Here is a 14,285-nt window from a genome sequence, read left to right as displayed (position 1 = left end):
AGAGAGGGGGATGGCGAGGATGCACGGTCCTGATGACAAAACAAGGGCCCCGGAACCGAAGTTCCGAGGCCCTGTACTTAATTCGAGCCGAACAGCGCCTGTAAAGGCGCCATCGCCGCTCAGGCCGCGACCGGAGCCGCCTTGCGGACGCCTTCGTCGACATGCGCTTCGAACTGCGCGAAATTGTCGATGAATTGCTTCACCAGAGTCTGTGCGGTCTTGTCATACTCACTGCCGTCAACCCAGGCGCCGCGCGGGTCGAGCAGCTTGGTGTCGACGCCGGGAACCGCAACCGGAACCTCGAAGCCGAAGTTCGGATCTTCCTTGAACTCGGCATCGTTGAGGCTGCGTCGAGCGCGGCGTTGAGCAGCGCGCGGGTCGCCTTGATCGGCATGCGCTTGATGCCTTCCATCGTGGCCTTGCCGCCCGACCAGCCGGTGTTAACCAGCCAGCATTTCACGCCGCCCTTGGCGATACGCTCCTTGAGGAGGTTGCCGTAGACCGAGGGATGACGCGGCATGAACGGCGCGCCAAAGCAGGTCGAGAAGGTCGCTTCGGGTTCGGTCACGCCGATCTCGGTGCCCGCGACGCGCGCGGTGTAGCCCGAGAGGAAGTGATACATCGCCTGATCGGGCGTGAGACGCGCGATCGGAGGAAGCACGCCGTAAGCGTCGGCCGTGAGGAAGATGATGTTCTTCGGAACCGGGCCGAGGTTCTTTTCCGAGCAGTTCGGAATGAAGTCGATCGGGTAGGAACCGCGGCTGTTCTCGGCAAGCGAGTTGTCGTCGAGGTCGATCTGGCGGGTGTCGGGATCGATCACCACGTTTTCGAGCACGGTGCCGAAACGCTTCGTGGTCGCGAAGATTTCCGGTTCGGCCTCGGCCGAAAGGCGGATCATCTTGGCATAACAGCCGCCCTCGAAGTTGAACACGGCGGTGTCCGACCAGCCATGCTCGTCGTCACCGATGAGCGTGCGCGAGGCATCTGCCGAAAGCGTGGTCTTGCCGGTGCCGGAAAGACCGAAGAACACGGCGGTGTCACCCTCGGGGCCGATGTTGGCCGAGCAGTGCATCGGCATCACGCCCTTGACCGGCAGCAGGTAGTTGAGGATGCCGAAGACCGACTTCTTCATTTCGCCGGCATAGGCGGTGCCGCCGATCAGGATCAGCTTCTCGGTGAAGTTCACCGCGATCACCGTTTCCGAGCGCGAACCGTGCCGTTCGGGATCGGCGCGGAAGCTCGGCAGGTCGATGATGGTATATTCGGGCTCGAAGCTTTCCAGCTCGGTTTCGGTCGGACGGACCAGAAGCGTGCGGATGAACAGGTTGTGCCAGGCGAACTCGTTGATGACGCGCACGTTGACGCGGTGTTCCGGCTGCGAACCGCCAAACAGGTCGGCAACGTAGAGCTGGTCCTTGTCGGCCACGGCAGCGAGGAAATCTTCTTTCAGCGCGGCGAAGTGTTCAGGCGTCATCGGCACGTTGGTCTTGCCCCACCAGACCGTATTTTCGGTCTCGGCGTCCTTGACGATGAACTTGTCCTTGGCCGAACGTCCGGTGTGCTTGCCGGTCGCGACGACGAACGGCCCGTCGGCGGCGAGCACGCCCTCGCCGTTCTTGACCGCCTGCTCGACCAGTGGCGCGGTGCCCAGGTTCGCGAGCACATTGGCGCGTGTTTCTATGCCTTGACTGGCGAGCGAATACTTAAGGGTAGCGGTCAATGTCATCTCCTCCAATAAAGGCGCGACCGACCGAAACCGGACACGCCCCGACATTTGCGCAAGAATCGGGCTGCGAATAATCGCCACCCCCTTTTCCGTCAAATTTCCGCAAAGATAAACCAACCGAGGGGGGTAGAACGGCAACACTTCGACCATTCCGGGGCAATTTCGAGACGAGTCGCAAAGCCGTGGACGGAACGTGCCCCAATCGCTAGTCACGGCGTTCGATTGCAATGGAAGGAACACAGGGCAATCCCATGGGCGAACCGTCGGCACCCCCTCACCATTCCCCCTACCAATCCGCCGGCGCTCCTGACGAGACGCCGCCTCCCGCGCTCGTCCGCCAGCAGTCGATCGCCCTCGTGGACGACGATCGCAACATCCTCACCACCGTGTCGATCGGGCTCCAGGCCGAAGGCTTCGCCACCCGACTCTACACCGACGGCGAAACCGCGCTGAAGGCTCTGCTCGACAATCCGCCGGACCTTGCGATCTTCGATATCAAGATGCCCCGGATGGACGGGCTTCATCTGCTCCAGGCGCTGCGCGAACAGTCGCGCCTGCCGGTCATCTTCCTGACCTCCAAGGACGAGGAACCGGACGAGGCACTGGGCCTTGCGATGGGGGCGGACGACTATATCACCAAGCCCTTCAGCCAGCGCCTGCTGGTGGCGCGCATCCGGGCGATCCTGCGGCGCAGCGAACTGGTTCGCGGCACGAGCGAGGAGACGGTGGCGGAGAACCTGCCCGAACCCGTCATCCGCGGCCGCCTGCGCCTCGATCCGGCGCGCCATCAGGTGACATGGGACGCAGAGCCCGTCTCCCTCACCGTTACAGAGTTCCTCATCCTCGAAGCGCTTGCCCTGCGGCCCGGCGTGGTCAAGAGCCGCAACCAGCTCATGGACGCCGCCTACAGCGAGGATGTCTACGTCGACGACCGCACGATCGACAGCCACATCAAGCGCCTGCGCCGCAAGTTCCGCGCGGTGGACCCGGAATTCTCGGCGATCGACACCCTCTATGGCGCGGGCTATTCCTTCGCCGATGGCTGAACGTACACCGGGACGGCGCAAGGGATCTCTGGCGGTCCGGCTCGGGATGCCGTGGCGCGTCTCGCTGACCGCGCGCATCCTTGCCGTGAATGTGATCGCGCTGGCCCTGCTCGCGGGGAGCCTGTTCTACATCGACAGCTATCGGCGCGAACTGCTGGACGAGCGCTTCCGCCTCGCCCGTTCGGAAGCGGAAGTCGTGGCCATCGCCCTTGCCGGTGAAAACGCCGGCCGCCGGCGCGACCTGATCGCGCGGATCGGCTCGGGGCAGGCATTGCGGCTGAGGCTGTTCAGCAACGACGGCGCCCTCGAAGCCGACAGCTTCACCCTTGCCCGCCCCTCCTACACCCTGATCGATCCCGCCACCGAACCGTGGTTCCAGGATGCCGCCCGCGCGCTCGACCGGGGCATGGACTGGGTGCTCGGCTCGCCGCCCGTCGCCGACTATCACGACGCCCCGCGCGCCGGCGCCTCGGCCTGGCCGGAAGTGGCCGCCGCGCTCGCCAGCGGCGAAACCGAGGTCTCGCACAAGGCCGCGCCGGACCGCACCCCCGTCATCATCGCCGCAACCCCTGTGGGCAATCGCGGCGAGGCGCTGCTCGTCACCCGCAACGCGCGCGACATTACCGAGAACGTGCGCATGGCGCGCCAGACGCTTGCCATCATCGTCGGCGGCGCGCTTACCGTCTCGATCCTGCTCTCGCTGTTCCTTGCCCGCACCATCGTCGAGCCGCTGCGCAAGCTGGTCCGCGCTGCCGTGCGCGTTCGCCTCGGCCGCGATCGCAGCGTGGTCGTTCCCCGCCTGCCGGACCGGCGCGACGAGATCGGCCTGCTCGCCCGCGCCATCTCCGACATGAGCGGCGCCTTGCGCCAGCGCATCGACGCGGTGGAAAGCTTCGCCGCCGATGTCGCGCACGAACTCAAGAACCCGTTGACGAGCCTGCGCAGCGCCCTCGAAAGCCTCGACCGGGTCGACGAACCGGCCCTTCGTCGCCAGCTCATCGGCATCGCCAAGGACGACGTGCGCCGGATCGACTTCCTGGTCACCGAGATCGCCGATGCGAGCCGGATCGACGCGCAGCTCAGCCGCACGACCTTCGAACCCGTGGACATGCTGCGGCTGGTCCGCGCCCTCGTGGCCGAACGCGAGCAGCGCGGGGTCAACGGATCGAGCATCATCAAGGTCGTGCGCGAAGCTGACGGCGACCTGCTGGTGGCGGGCGATGCCTCGCGGCTGGAGCGAGTATTGCAGAACCTGCTCGACAATGCCGTCTCGTTCTCACCCGAGGGAACGCCGATCGAGATCGCGTCGGCCGCACCGAAGGCCGCCTCACGATCGCCGTCACCGATCACGGCCCCGGCATCCCCGAGGCGGCGCGGGAACGGATATTCGAGCGGTTCCACTCGCTGCGCCCCTCCGGCGAGGAGTTCGGAAAGCACTCGGGGCTCGGACTGGCCATCGCCCGCACCATCGTCGAGGCCCACTACGGCAAACTGCGCGCGACCGACCGCACCGATGGCGCACAGGGCGCCCGGTTGCTCATCTCGCTTCCCGCCTGGCAGGGCGCCTGACCTTGGCCGACGCCGTCCGCATTGCCAAGCAGTCCACCTGCGTCGCCATCGGCGGGCGCGCGGTGCTGATCGAGGGGCCTTCCGGAACCGGAAAATCGAGCCTCGCCCTACGCCTGATAGACCGCGGCGGCGAACTGATCGGCGATGACAGCGTGCTGCTCGAAGCGCGGAACGGCCGGCTCTTCGCACAGCCCCATCCGAACACGCGCGGCCTGATGGAAGTGCGCAATCTCGGCGTGCTTCCCTTCGCTTGCCGCGATGAAGCGCCCGTCGCGCTCTTCCTCTCGCTCGACCGCGAGGCACCGCGATTCGTCGATTCGCCCGGCCGGATCACACTCCTCGGCGTCGATCTGCCGTACTTGCGGCTCTGGCCGGATGGCGATTCGCTCCCCCTCAAGACCGAACTCGCGCTGTTGCATTATGGTCTCACAGAGTGACCGACCGGCACGTCTCCCCCTTCCCTTTCCCCGGTTCCGAGCGCAAACAGCCCCCGATGCAAGACGACTCCCCCCAGGCTCCCCCCGCGCGTCCCCACAAGCAGAAAGTCCTGCTCGTCACCGGCATGCTCGGTGCCGGCAAGACGACCGTGCTCCGCGTACTCGAAGACCTCGGGTGGGAAATCATCGACAATTTCCCGGTCCGCCTTCTCGAGCGCATGATCGAGGGCAAGCCTTCGGACGATCCCTCCCCGCTGGCCATCGGCTTTGACTGCCGCACCCGCGGCTTCAATCCTGACCGCGTGATCGCCCAGGTCAAGGCGCTGGGCGAGCGTCACGACCTCGAGGTCACCACCCTGTTCCTCGACTGTTCGAGCAAGGAACTGGAGCGCCGCTTCAACGAGACCCGCCGACGCCACGCGCTGGCGGCCGATGCCCCGGTGGACAGCGGCATTCGCGCCGAGCGCGAACTGCTCTCCCCGCTGCGACGCTGGGCCGACATCCTGGTGGAAACCACCGAGTTCACGTCTAACGACCTGCAACGCACGATTCGCGAACGCTTCGCCGCCGATGAGCCCGAGGATCTCACGATCACCGTGTCCAGTTTCGGGTTCTCGCGCGGGATGCCGCCGCTTGCCGATTTCGTCTTCGATATGCGTTTCGTCGAAAATCCCCATTGGGATTCCGAGCTACGCCCGATGACCGGGCAGGATGCGCCGGTCGGAGACTATATACGCAAGGACCCGGCCTTCGATGAGGCATTTGCGCGGATTCGCGACCTGTTGCTGCTGCTGCTTCCCCGCTACCGCGCGCAGGGAAAGGCCTATGTTCACATAGCCTTTGGATGTACCGGAGGGCGACACCGCTCCGTTTTTACCGCCGAACAAATGGCTGCGGCCTTGCACGATGCGGGATTTTCGCCCACATTGTTGCATCGCAACCTGGGCTCGCGGGCTGCTGATCTTCTCGAGGGGGGTAATTCTCGAAGGGGGGCAGTGGCGTGAAAGAACATTATATAATCCGGTCGCATTCGCAGGAAATTCGGAGCCTAATCCCAGCATGATCGGTATGATCCTGGTCACTCACGCAATCTCGCCGAGGAATTCGTACACGCGATGGAACACGTCGTCGGGGACCAGTCGGCGGTGGCAACCGTCTGCATCGGTCCGAACGACGACATGGAGCGTCGCCGCAGCGAGATTGCCGAGGCAATTACTGCAGTGGACAGCGGCGAAGGTGTCATCATCCTCACCGACCTGTTCGGCGGCACTCCGTCGAACCTCGCGATTTCGCTGATGCAGGCCGGCAAGGTCGAAGTGATCGCCGGGATCAACCTTCCCATGCTGATCCGCCTCGCCAAGGCCCGCGCCTGCATGTCCGTGCGCGATGCCGCCGCGGCCGCGCGCGACGCCGGACGCAACTACATCACCATCGCCAGCGAATATCTGGGACAAGACGCCGCATGATCGCCTGCCGTGAAACGGTGCTGATCGTGAACAAGCGCGGTCTCCACGCCCGCGCCAGCGCCAAGTTCGTCAACCACGTCGCCGAGCTTCCGGAAACCGTGCTGGTCAAGGTCGGCAAGGACGGAACCGAGGCTGCGGGGAACTCCATCCTCGGCCTGATGATGCTGGGCGCCGCCAAGGGCGATTCGATCGAGATCGCCTGCTCCGGCGATGGCGCGCCCGAAGCGCTCGCGGTTCTCGCCACACTCGTTCGCGACGGTTTCGGCGAAGAATGACGCCGTCCGACCGCGTGGCCTTTCGCCGCACAATTACCGGCTTCTCGAATCCGCTGGTCAAGTTCCTGCGCTCCCTGCGCGAGAAGAAGCACCGCAAGCGGGAAGAGCGTTTCCTCGCCGAAGGTCTGCGCCTGCTGACCGACGCGCGCGAATGCGGCATAGTGCCGGAAATGCTGGTCATGGCCATCGGCCGCGATCCCCATCCCCTGCTTGACGCGCTGGAAGACGCCGTGGCCGCCGCCGGGGGTGAAATCGTCGAAATGGACGTCGAAATCCTCGCCAAGGTCACGGGCAAGGACAATCCCCAGGCCGTCGCCGGGGTCTTCGCCGAATTCGACACGCGCATCGCCAATCTCGACCGCGCCTCGGCGCCGATCTGGCTGGTTGCGCAGGCGCTGCGCGATCCCGGCAATCTCGGCACGATGCTCCGCACCGGAGACGCCGTTGGCGCCGGCGGGCTGATCCTGCTTGACGACTGCGCGGACCCTTTCTCCGTGGAAGCGGTGCGGGCCAGCATGGGCGCCATCTTCACGCAGAAGATTGCCATTGCACGCTGGGACGAATTCCAGAACTGGCTTCGCTCAGGCGACGGTCAGCTCGTGGCCGCCTCGCTGCGCGATCCGACCGACTATCGCCAGGCCCCTTATTCGGCGCCCTGCTTCCTGATGGTCGGCAACGAATCGCAAGGCCTGCCGCAGGCCTACGAGGAAGCTTGCGACTTGCGCGTCACCATCCCGATGCGCGGCAGGGCAGACAGCCTGAACGCTGCCGTGGCTGGTGCCGTGCTGGCTTACGAGGCGCTGGCCCATCTTGAGGGCGGCAACTGATAGCGGCGTTCATCCGGGCATCATCCCGGATGTGTAGAGTGGCGCCATCATGCGTGCCGTTCTTCTTGCTTTCTGCCTTTTATCGCCGCTCACAGCTTGCTCGATCCAGGGCGAGGATTCCCCGCTCGCCCGCACGAGCTGGCGCTTCGCACTGATCGACGGGCAACGGCCCGAATCCAACGATGCGCGGCTGACCTTCGAAGGCAGCAAGGTGGGTGTGCTGGTAGGCTGCAACCGCATGGACGGGCCCTGGCGCATCGACGAGGAACGCCTGATCGCAGGCCCCCTCACCCTGACCGAGACGACCTGCACCATTCCGGCATGGGATCAGGAAAAGGCGGTCAACGCCCTCCTTGTCGCCACCCCTCGCTTCGCCATCGACGGCAATCACATGATCCTGCAATCGAGCGGCCACACCGCCGAACTCGTCCGAGAAGGCGGACCAGTCGAGCGCCCCGCCCGCAGTGCGAACGGACGCTGACGCCTACTGGGCCGCTTCCGGCAGGGACTTGGCCTCGGCGATCGCCTCGATCTCCTCCGCCACCGTTTCGGCACCGTAGCGCGGGGTCGATTCGATCTGCTGGACCTCATCGATCTCACGCTTGCCGATCTCGATATGCTTGTCGCGCAGGCGGCGGCCGGAACTGAGCACGTTACGCTCGAAGCTGCCGACGAACTTGTTGTAATTGTTGACTGCCGATTCCAGGCCGGCACCCACGCGCTTCATGTGATCCGCGGCCACGGCCAGGCGATCGTAAAGCTCCCCGCCCATCCGACCGATCTCGCGCGCCTCGCGCGCGAGGCCATCCTGACGCCAGACTTGCGCCACGGTGCGGGCGATCGCGACAAGATTCGTCGGCGTCGCCAGCAGCACCTTGTTGCGGAAAGCGAAGTCCCACAGTTCCGGGTCCTGTTCCAGCGCGGCGGCAACGAAATGCTCGCCCGGCACGAACATCACCACATAGTCCGGCGCATCCTCGAACTGGCTCTGGTAGCTCTTGGCGCCCAGCGTCTGGACATGGTTGCGCATCGAGGCGACATGCTGACGTAGAGCGGCGTCGCGAGCCACCTCGTCCTGGGCCTCGAAGGCTTCCTGATAGGCGTTGAGCGAAACCTTCGCGTCGATCACCAGCCGCTTCTGGCCGGGAATGTTGACGATCGCGTCCGGCCGCAGGCGGCCTTCGTCGGTATCGATGGAATGCTCGGTGACGAAATCGGTGTGTTCGGAAAGCCCGCACTGTTCCAGCACGTTGCGAAGCTGCTGTTCGCCCCAGCGCCCACGCGCCTTCGGTGCATTGCGCAACGAATTGCCGAGCCGCTGCGCTTCCTCGCGCACCTTTTCCTGCCCTTCGCGCATCGACTGGATCAGTCCGGTGAGCTGCCCGAACGAATCGACCCGCTTGGCCTCCAGTGCGGCGACCTGCTCCTCATAGCTCTTGAGCCGCTCGCCCACCGGGGCCAGCATGGTGCGGATGCGCTCGGCATTGGCCTTTTCGCTTTCCTCGAACCGCGCGCCCGCTCGGCGCAGGAAAGCGTCCTGGGCACCGGCCAGCACTTTGGCGCCGGCGTTTTCGAATTCCTTGCGAAGCGCTTCCTGCGCTTCGAGCAGAAGGCGCTTCTGTTCGTCGAAATTCGCGGATTTTTCACGCAGTGTCGCCAGTTCCGAGGCAAGCTCACGCTGTTCGCGGCGCAAGGAATCCACCAGCCCGGCATGTTCGCCGCGCGTCCGTTCGAGAACCTGGGTGAGTTCGCCGCGCGTGCGATCAAGAACCTGCACATGCTCGAACCGGAGCCGCTCGACCATTTCGCCATGGTCCTTGCGCAGGACCTCCAGCGCCGCGCCATGTTCGGTGCGGGTCCGTTCAAGCGCGGCGGCCAGATCGTCGGCACGGCTGGCGCGTTCGGTGGCGCCAGCCAGATCGCGAATGGCGGCCCGGAAACGTTCATCGAGATCGCGCGCCTCGCGGTCGCGCGTCTCGTGCCGCATGCGCCATTCGGCGGCGGGCCGGGAGCCGAAGAACCAGCCGGCCCCGAGACCGACGACGAGTGCGAGAATGGCGGCGACAGCAATTTCCATTCCGGAAGCCTATCCGGAACGTTTAGAGAACGCCAGCCCTTCTCGCAGCTTTTCCACCGAAGCGGGGATCAGGCGGCCTTGCGCAGCTTGTCCAGCTTCTTGAGCGCCATCTGGCGCTTCAGGCGCGAAAGATGTTCGATGAAGAGAATGCCTTCGAGATGGTCCATCTCATGCTGGAGGCAAGTGGCCATCAGGCCGTCCATGTCTTCTTCGTGCACCGTGCCGTCGAGGTCCTGCCAACGCGCGCGGATGCGCGAGGGGCGCTCCACGTCGGCATAGATCTCGGGGACCGAGAGGCAGCCTTCCTGATAGACCGTGTGCTCTTCCGAAGGATCGAGGATTTCCGGATTGATGAAGATCCGGGGCTCGTTCTTCGTCGGCTGGTGCGTGTGGTGATGATCGCCGTGAGCGGTGCACACTTCGGGCTCCGCATCCTCGTCGTCCGGCTGAAGGTCGATCACGAGAACGCGCAGCGGCACGCCGACCTGGATGGCGGCAAGACCGATGCCCGGCGCATCATACATGGTCTCGAACATGTCCTCGACGAGCGTCTTGAGCTCGTCGTCGAACTTTTCGACGGGGACCGAAACCTGCTTGAGACGCGGATCGGGAACTTCGAGGATTTCACGGATAGCCATGGGCCGCAGATAATCGCGGACGGCCATTTTCGCAAGATGGGCCCTGCGATGACAGTGATCGGCTAACTTACCGGCCGCCGGGCACGGATCGCCTGTGCAAGCGTTCCCTCGTCCAGATAGTCAAGCTCGCCGCCTACCGGGAGGCCATGTGCAAGCTGGGTGATGCGGACCGGAAATCCCTCCAGACGCTCGGCAATGTAGTGCGCGGTGGTCTGGCCTTCGAGTGTGGCGTTCATGGCCAGGACGACCTCGTCGACCCCGCCTGCCTCCACGCGCTGCAGCAGGCGATCGATACTCAGGTCTTCGGGGCGAACGCCGTCCAGCGCCGAAAGACGACCGCCCAGGACATGATAGCGCCCGTTGAACAGCCGCGCACGATCGAGCGCCCAGAGATCCGCCACTTCCTCGACCACGCAGAGCGAAGCCGCATCGCGGCGCGAATCGGCGCAGATACCGCAGGGATTCGTCGTGTCGATATTGCCGCAAATCCCGCACTCGACGAGCGCTTCCCTTACGGCAGCCAGAGCATCGACGAGTTGCAGAAGCGAGGTCTCGCGCCGCTTGATGAGCCACAGCACCGCCCGGCGTGCGGAACGCGGACCAAGGCCGGGAAGGCGCGACAGCGCGGCGGTAAGCGTCTCGATCTCTTGCGATGCCATGGCCAATTCCCTAACCGCTCGGGAACTGCTTGTCGAAGCCCCATGCGCCACTTGCGCACGAAATGCCCTTCGACGGGCCCAGAGTGAGCGGAGTAACCGGTTTTGCGCATCGTCTTCATGGGAACGCCCGAATTTGCGGTGCCCGCGCTCGTCGCGCTGGTCGAGGCGGGGCACGAGGTCGTGGCCGCCTATAGCCAGCCGCCACGCCCCGGCGGGCGCCGAGGGAAGGAACTGACCCCCTCCCCTGTCCACAAGGAATCCGAAGCACGCGGGATCGAGGTGCGGGCGCCCGTTTCGCTCAGGAGCGCGGAGGAGCAGGAGAAATTCGCCGCGCTCGGCGCAGATATCGCCATCGTCGCCGCCTATGGCCTGCTGCTGCCACAGGCTGTGCTTGATGCGCCGCGGCTGGGCTGCCTCAACATCCACGCCTCGATCCTGCCCCGCTGGCGCGGCGCGGCGCCGATCCAGCGGGCGATCCTCGCAGGCGATCCCACCACCGGCGTCACCATCATGCAAATGGAGGCCGGCCTCGACACCGGACCGATGCTGGCAACGCTGCGCACCACGATCGACCGCAAGACCGCCGGAGACCTGACCGCCGAACTGGCCGAAAAGGGTGCTCAGCTCATGGTCGGCACCTTGCGCGATCTTGCCGTTCACCGCGCCGTCACCCAGCCCGAGGACGGAGTGACTTACGCCCGCAAGATCGACAAGGCCGAAGCCCGGATCGACTTCACCCAGTCCGCCGTGCAAGCCGAACGGCAGGTGCGCGCCTTCATGCCCGCGCCCGGCGCGTTCTTCGAACTGGACGGGGAACGGTACAAGGTGCTGGCGGCCGATCTGGCCGAAGGTTCGGGCGAGCCCGGCACCGCGCTTGACGACGCCCTCACTGTCGCCTGCGCAGAGGGCGCGATCCGCGTGACTCGGATTCAGCGAGCGGGCAAGCCGCCGATGGCGACGGCAGACCTGCTGCGCGGGCGGCCGATCCCCGCGGGCACGCATCTGGGCTGATTGCCGAACCCGCCCGCTCCCCGCAGGTCACGGCATGCGGCGGACGGGCGGCGGCTCGCTCGCCCAGCGGTCTTGCGCCTCGCGGACACGCTGCGCGGCCCTGGACCAGCCTTCCGGAGATTTGTCGCGCACGCGGATGTCGAAGGTGTCGGCAGCGCGAAATTCGAGGACCTCGGCGCCTTCCGGTCCGGCGACATAGGCATAGGGCACCTCGCTCCCCACGAAGAAGCCATCGCCCGACACCAGCGTTTCCGTGCCGAGTTCCACGCTTCCGGCCACCAGGTAGTACAGGCAGTCGCAATCGTGGCTATGGAGCGGAAGCGCGAAGCCGCTCTTCAACCGGAGCCGCGCCAGGCTCATGCCTGGGCGGCGGTAAGGCACGTCGACATGTTCGCCGGTTTCCGGACCGGCCTCGGCGAACAGCGGCAACGCGGCGATCATGTTCGGCGTCTCGCCCGCAAGCGTCATGCAGCCGCACTCATCCAGCGAGGGCGCTTCCCGGCCCCGGAATATCTCGAAACGTGAAGCCTGTTCGGCCATTTGCGCTCTCCTGAACTGCAAAGGTCGAGGATGCGCCGCGCGCCGCCTCGCGCCAAGCCGTTTGCAGAGCGCCCGCAGTCCTGTATCGGCGGCGCGATGACCCGCTTTGCCCTCACTCTCGAATTCGACGGCGCCCCCTACATGGGCCTTCAACGCCAGGCGCATGGCCCCTCGGTGCAACAGAGCGTCGAGGAAGCGGCTTTCGCCCTCACCGGGGAAACCACGAGCATGCACGCCGCCGGCCGCACCGATGCGGGCGTCCACGCGCTGGGCATGAGAGCGCATATCGACATCGACAAGCCGTTCACGCCCTTCCAGTTCATGGAGGGGATGAACGCGCGGCTTCGCCCTCATCCCATCGCGGTCGTCGCCTGCGAGATTGTGCCGGACGACTGGCACGCCCGGTTCGCCTGCATCGGCCGCGCCTACGTGTACCGCATCGCCAACCGCCGCGCGCCGCTCACGCTGGAGCGCGGCAAGGCATGGCAGGTGGCCAAGCCCCTTGATGAAGCGGCCATGCACCGCGCCGCGCAAATGCTGGTCGGACTGCACGACTTCACGACATTCCGCTCCGCCCATTGCCAATCGCAAAGCCCGCTCAAGACCCTTGACCGGCTGGACGTGCGGCGCGAGGGCGAATTGGTGCTGATCGAGGCGGAGGCGCGCAGCTTCCTGCATCACCAGGTGCGCTCGATGGTCGGTTGCCTCGCCCTGGTGGGAATGGGCCGCTGGAAGGAGCACCAGATCGCCGAGGCGCTGGAAGCGCGCGACCGGCAGGCGCTGGGCCTCAATTCGCCGCCGGACGGGCTCTACTTCGTGAAGGCGATCTACCCCGAGGGCTGATCGCCTTCGCCTGTCACCCACGCTTCGCCGGCTGCGATCACGGCCCTGCGGTGGACAAAAAAAGGGAGGCCGCAGCCTCCCTTTTCCTGTTCGTGATGACGGTAAGTCTCAGGCCTTGCCGACCACGCTCTCGGGCAGGTCGTTGCCGAACACGCGCTGGTAGTATTCGGCCACCATCACGCGCTCGGTCTCGTCGCACTTGTTGAGGAACGAGAGGCGGAAGGCGAAGCCCACGTCGTTGAAGATTGCCGAGTTCTGGGCCCAGGTGATGACCGTGCGCGGGCTCATCACCGTGGAAATGTCGCCGTTCATGAAGCCCTGGCGCGTGAAGTCCGCAACCTTGACCATGTTCGCGACCACCTTGGCATCGACCTGCGGCACCTTCTTGGTGACGATGTCGGTCTCGACCGGTTCCGGCAGATAATTCAGCCCGACCACCAGGTTCCAGCGGTCCATCTGGCCCTGGTTGATCTGCTGGGTGCCGTGATAGAGGCCGGAGGTATCCCCCAGACCGACGGTGTTGGCGGTGGCGAAGAGGCGGAAATTCCTGTCCGGGCGGATCACGCGGTTCTGGTCAAGCAGGGTCAGCTTGCCTTCGGTTTCCAGGATGCGCTGGATCACGAACATCACGTCCGGGCGGCCGGCGTCGTATTCGTCGAACACCAGCGCCACCGGGTGCTGGAGCGCCCAGGGCAGCAGGCCTTCGCGGAATTCGGTGACCTGGAGACCGTCGCGCAGCACGATGGCATCGCGGCCGATCAGGTCGATACGGCTGATATGCGCATCGAGGTTGATGCGGATGCATGGCCACTTGAGACGCGCGGCCACCTGTTCGATGTGAGTCGACTTGCCGGTACCATGGTAGCCCTGCACCATGACGCGGCGGTTGTAGGCAAAGCCGGCCAGGATTGCGAGCGTAGTGTCCGGGTCGAAGACGTAAGTCTCGTCAAGGTCGGGAACGCGCTCGTCGGCGACGGAGAAGGCAGGCACCTTCCAGTCGATATCGACTCCGAAGGTCTCGCGCACGTCGAGTTCGATGTCGGGAGCAGCCAGCACGGTGGCGTCTCGTGACTCGGGGCGGTTCTCGGCTTTCATGGTCTCGGTCTCAGTCATCGTTGCACTCGCGTAGACAAGCGAGCGCTGCACCGCAACAGGCTTTGAGCCATATCGG

14 protein-coding genes and 2 pseudogenes are annotated in these 14,285 nt (G+C 65.3%); 10 read left to right on the top strand and 6 right to left on the bottom strand.

Translation table 11 applies throughout. The annotated features are described in order from the left end of the window. Window positions 1-199: 199 nt before the first annotated feature. A complete protein-coding gene (locus ADT71_RS25870) occupies window positions 200-1,720 on the bottom strand; it encodes a phosphoenolpyruvate carboxykinase (protein ID WP_231636201.1) in 1,521 nt (506 codons plus the stop codon). 257 nt (window positions 1,721-1,977) lie between these two features. Here ADT71_RS25870 and ADT71_RS25865 point away from each other — a divergent pair, with 257 nt between their 5' ends. The 8 genes and pseudogenes from ADT71_RS25865 (at window position 1,978) to ADT71_RS25830 (ending at window position 7,827) form a co-directional block, all read left to right on the top strand. Then, window positions 1,978-2,772, top strand: a complete 795-nt coding sequence (locus ADT71_RS25865) for a response regulator transcription factor (RefSeq protein ID WP_231636200.1) — start codon at window positions 1,978-1,980, stop codon at window positions 2,770-2,772. Continuing rightward, window positions 2,765-4,341, top strand: a pseudogene (locus ADT71_RS25860) (stimulus-sensing domain-containing protein). The gene ADT71_RS25865 and the pseudogene ADT71_RS25860 overlap by 8 nt, the downstream one beginning before the upstream one ends. Before the next feature lie 62 nt (window positions 4,342-4,403). Then, on the top strand, window positions 4,404-4,778 hold the full coding sequence (locus ADT71_RS25855; protein WP_369818344.1) for an HPr kinase/phosphorylase: 375 nt from the start codon (window positions 4,404-4,406) through the stop codon (window positions 4,776-4,778). 56 nt (window positions 4,779-4,834) lie between these two features. Continuing rightward, window positions 4,835-5,782 carry an RNase adapter RapZ gene (gene rapZ / locus ADT71_RS25850; RefSeq protein WP_054441540.1) on the top strand — a complete coding sequence of 316 codons (948 nt, stop codon included), beginning with the start codon at window positions 4,835-4,837 and terminating at the stop codon, window positions 5,780-5,782. A gap of 55 nt (window positions 5,783-5,837) precedes the next feature. Further along, a pseudogene (locus tag ADT71_RS25845) lies at window positions 5,838-6,244 on the top strand (PTS sugar transporter subunit IIA). Beyond that, the gene (locus tag ADT71_RS25840) at window positions 6,241-6,519 is read left to right on the top strand and encodes an HPr family phosphocarrier protein (RefSeq protein ID WP_054441538.1); all 279 of its coding nucleotides are present in this window, start codon (window positions 6,241-6,243) and stop codon (window positions 6,517-6,519) included. The pseudogene ADT71_RS25845 and the gene ADT71_RS25840 overlap by 4 nt, the downstream one beginning before the upstream one ends. Then, a complete protein-coding gene (locus ADT71_RS25835; RefSeq protein ID WP_197283123.1) occupies window positions 6,516-7,346 on the top strand; it encodes an RNA methyltransferase in 831 nt (276 codons plus the stop codon). Before ADT71_RS25840 ends, ADT71_RS25835 begins: the two co-directional genes overlap by 4 nt. A 49-nt stretch (window positions 7,347-7,395) precedes the next feature. Continuing rightward, window positions 7,396-7,827, top strand: coding sequence for an META domain-containing protein (locus ADT71_RS25830; RefSeq protein WP_082370559.1), 432 nt, complete (start codon window positions 7,396-7,398; stop codon window positions 7,825-7,827). A gap of 3 nt (window positions 7,828-7,830) precedes the next feature. Here the strand turns inward: ADT71_RS25830 and rmuC are convergent, their stop codons facing one another. The 3 genes from rmuC to recR all read right to left on the bottom strand — a co-directional run bounded on the left by rmuC (window position 7,831) and on the right by recR (window position 10,720). Next, a complete protein-coding gene (gene rmuC / locus ADT71_RS25825) occupies window positions 7,831-9,423 on the bottom strand; it encodes a DNA recombination protein RmuC (protein WP_054441536.1) in 1,593 nt (530 codons plus the stop codon). Window positions 9,424-9,491: 68 nt separating this feature from the next. Continuing rightward, window positions 9,492-10,061 carry a peptide deformylase gene (gene def, locus ADT71_RS25820; protein WP_054441733.1) on the bottom strand — a complete coding sequence of 190 codons (570 nt, stop codon included), beginning with the start codon at window positions 10,059-10,061 and terminating at the stop codon, window positions 9,492-9,494. A 62-nt stretch (window positions 10,062-10,123) separates the two neighbouring features. Continuing rightward, window positions 10,124-10,720, bottom strand: coding sequence for a recombination mediator RecR (gene recR / locus ADT71_RS25815; protein ID WP_054441534.1), 597 nt, complete (start codon window positions 10,718-10,720; stop codon window positions 10,124-10,126). Between the two features lie 102 nt (window positions 10,721-10,822). Between recR and fmt the strand changes: the two genes are divergently transcribed. Continuing rightward, window positions 10,823-11,731, top strand: coding sequence for a methionyl-tRNA formyltransferase (gene fmt / locus ADT71_RS25810; RefSeq protein WP_054441532.1), 909 nt, complete (start codon window positions 10,823-10,825; stop codon window positions 11,729-11,731). A gap of 27 nt (window positions 11,732-11,758) precedes the next feature. Here the strand turns inward: fmt and ADT71_RS25805 are convergent, their stop codons facing one another. Further along, window positions 11,759-12,271: a cupin domain-containing protein gene (locus ADT71_RS25805; RefSeq protein WP_054441530.1), complete on the bottom strand. Its 513-nt coding sequence runs from the start codon at window positions 12,269-12,271 to the stop codon at window positions 11,759-11,761. Between the two features lie 96 nt (window positions 12,272-12,367). Here ADT71_RS25805 and truA point away from each other — a divergent pair, with 96 nt between their 5' ends. Further along, the gene (truA, locus tag ADT71_RS25800) at window positions 12,368-13,114 is read left to right on the top strand and encodes a tRNA pseudouridine(38-40) synthase TruA (RefSeq protein WP_054441732.1); all 747 of its coding nucleotides are present in this window, start codon (window positions 12,368-12,370) and stop codon (window positions 13,112-13,114) included. A gap of 108 nt (window positions 13,115-13,222) precedes the next feature. Here the strand turns inward: truA and cobS are convergent, their stop codons facing one another. After that, window positions 13,223-14,227: a cobaltochelatase subunit CobS gene (gene cobS, locus ADT71_RS25795; RefSeq protein ID WP_054441731.1), complete on the bottom strand. Its 1,005-nt coding sequence runs from the start codon at window positions 14,225-14,227 to the stop codon at window positions 13,223-13,225. Window positions 14,228-14,285: the final 58 nt, after the last annotated feature.

It is taken from the genome of Novosphingobium sp. ST904 (genome assembly GCF_001298105.1).
GTDB lineage: Bacteria > Pseudomonadota > Alphaproteobacteria > Sphingomonadales > Sphingomonadaceae > Novosphingobium.
The sequence above is the reverse complement of the archived record's forward strand: the minus strand, read 5'-3'. Positions and strand labels throughout refer to the sequence as shown.

What these genes read in the sequence shown, in the direction of transcription:
- ADT71_RS25865 (WP_231636200.1), top strand. Translation starts at nt 1,978, where the DNA reads ATGGGCGAACCGTCGGCACCCCCTCACCATTCCCCCTACCAATCCGCC.
- rapZ (WP_054441540.1), top strand. Translation starts at nt 4,835, where the DNA reads ATGCAAGACGACTCCCCCCAGGCTCCCCCCGCGCGTCCCCACAAGCAG.
- ADT71_RS25840 (WP_054441538.1), top strand. Translation starts at nt 6,241, where the DNA reads ATGATCGCCTGCCGTGAAACGGTGCTGATCGTGAACAAGCGCGGTCTC.
- ADT71_RS25835 (WP_197283123.1), top strand. Translation starts at nt 6,516, where the DNA reads ATGACGCCGTCCGACCGCGTGGCCTTTCGCCGCACAATTACCGGCTTC.
- ADT71_RS25830 (WP_082370559.1), top strand. Translation starts at nt 7,396, where the DNA reads ATGCGTGCCGTTCTTCTTGCTTTCTGCCTTTTATCGCCGCTCACAGCT.
- rmuC (WP_054441536.1), bottom strand. Translation starts at nt 9,423, where the DNA reads ATGGAAATTGCTGTCGCCGCCATTCTCGCACTCGTCGTCGGTCTCGGG.
- def (WP_054441733.1), bottom strand. Translation starts at nt 10,061, where the DNA reads ATGGCTATCCGTGAAATCCTCGAAGTTCCCGATCCGCGTCTCAAGCAG.
- recR (WP_054441534.1), bottom strand. Translation starts at nt 10,720, where the DNA reads ATGGCATCGCAAGAGATCGAGACGCTTACCGCCGCGCTGTCGCGCCTT.
- ADT71_RS25805 (WP_054441530.1), bottom strand. Translation starts at nt 12,271, where the DNA reads ATGGCCGAACAGGCTTCACGTTTCGAGATATTCCGGGGCCGGGAAGCG.
- truA (WP_054441732.1), top strand. Translation starts at nt 12,368, where the DNA reads ATGACCCGCTTTGCCCTCACTCTCGAATTCGACGGCGCCCCCTACATG.
- cobS (WP_054441731.1), bottom strand. Translation starts at nt 14,227, where the DNA reads ATGACTGAGACCGAGACCATGAAAGCCGAGAACCGCCCCGAGTCACGA.